Genomic DNA, 1,231 nt, shown 5'->3' on the forward strand with positions numbered 1-1,231 from the left:
CCCCGATGCACTAACCGCCGCCCTTGCCCTGCTTCAGCAGAACCTGCCCACCCTGACGGATTCGGCCCTGGGGCCGGCAGAGAGCCTAAAACAGGAGCTGACGGAGGCGCGGGCCGACGCCGGCACCGACGGTCCGGGGGCGGACGGCCGCAGCCTGAAGGATCGCCTGGCCGCGGGCGCTGATATGCTGGCGGAGGTGGAAAAAGCGGGAGGCGCGCTCTCCCACCTTGGTGACATGCTGAAGAACCTCTTCGATATGTTCAGCTGATACGGAAGAGAGGGTGCGGCGGGCGGCCCGGAGCCCGTCCCTGCCGGCAGCGGCCCTAGTGCGCCTCGCTGCCGATCTGGCCGCCGCTGCGGAGTGGCAGGTGCGGGAGGCGGCCCGTAACCCCTCCACGCCGGCGGCGGCCCTGGAGCGCTTGGCCCGCGACATGGAGAGGGTGGTGCGGTGGGTGGCCGCAACAAACCCGTCGACCCTGCTGGAGAGCCTACTCAACTGGCCTGATGGTGACGATATTCAAGGAAGGGAAACATGAACCCTGTAATAGACGCGGTCATGACCTGGCCGGCGGCGCTGTCGCCATCAGAGCAGGGATGCCAGCCTGGAACCCGGGACCAGAGCCGCCCTGAGGGGGAGCGCTCAAGGTTGGCCTGGAATTCTTCAGCTCGGGCGCCGAGGCCGACCTGCAATCCGTTTCCGAACGATTTCCTCCGGATGTTCGCTCAACCATCGGCAGGCCATTTCGACCAGCCTGTCTGCACCGGAGTCCCACCGTTTCACGGTGGCGATCCCTATCTCAAGGGTGTCTGCCAATTCGGCCTGGGAGACCTGGTTCGCTTCACGCCAGGCCCTAAGATCGAAAGTCACCTTTTCCTCCACAGGCGCGGCATGGAAAAGTAGAAGCGCAACCATCGGCCGCGCCGGCAGAACACCCGCCAATGGGTATCATGGAATGCCAAGCCTTGAGACATAGCGCGTTCTCCTCTATCCTCAGGAGAGGCGGCTCGGGGTGCGAGCCCGAGCCGCCAGGTTCACCAGACGATCCTGAACTTCAGCTTGAACAGGCCGAAGAACTCAATCTCCAGGTGGACCTCCGTGGGACGTTTCATCTCCGTCTCCTGGGTGGCGGCGGGGTGGCCTATCCACCCCGCGTCCACAAGAAAAACATAGTATCATTTTGATGCCACGTAAAGCGGAAAACATTCATTTTCTCTGTTTCCCCCACATGGC

3 protein-coding genes are annotated in these 1,231 nt (G+C 63.5%); 2 read left to right on the plus strand and 1 reads right to left on the minus strand.

Annotation, left to right across the window (positions count from 1 at the left end):
• Both I55_RS37320 and I55_RS22305 read left to right on the plus strand, forming a co-directional pair.
• Window positions 1-268 (plus strand): hypothetical protein (locus tag I55_RS37320; RefSeq protein ID WP_044562796.1); only part of this gene is annotated, 268 nt, incomplete at its 5' end.
• Between the two features lie 58 nt (window positions 269-326).
• Window positions 327-536, plus strand: coding sequence for a hypothetical protein (locus I55_RS22305; protein WP_159107254.1), 210 nt, complete (start codon window positions 327-329; stop codon window positions 534-536).
• A 496-nt stretch (window positions 537-1,032) separates the two neighbouring features.
• On the opposite strand, the gene I55_RS39125 is transcribed toward I55_RS22305, so the two are convergent.
• A complete protein-coding gene (locus tag I55_RS39125; protein WP_286364317.1) occupies window positions 1,033-1,158 on the minus strand; it encodes a hypothetical protein in 126 nt (41 codons plus the stop codon).
• Window positions 1,159-1,231 lie beyond the last annotated feature (73 nt).

Origin of the sequence: Azospirillum sp. B4 (genome assembly GCF_000333275.1) — a bacterium.
Lineage (GTDB): Bacteria > Pseudomonadota > Alphaproteobacteria > Azospirillales > Azospirillaceae > Nitrospirillum.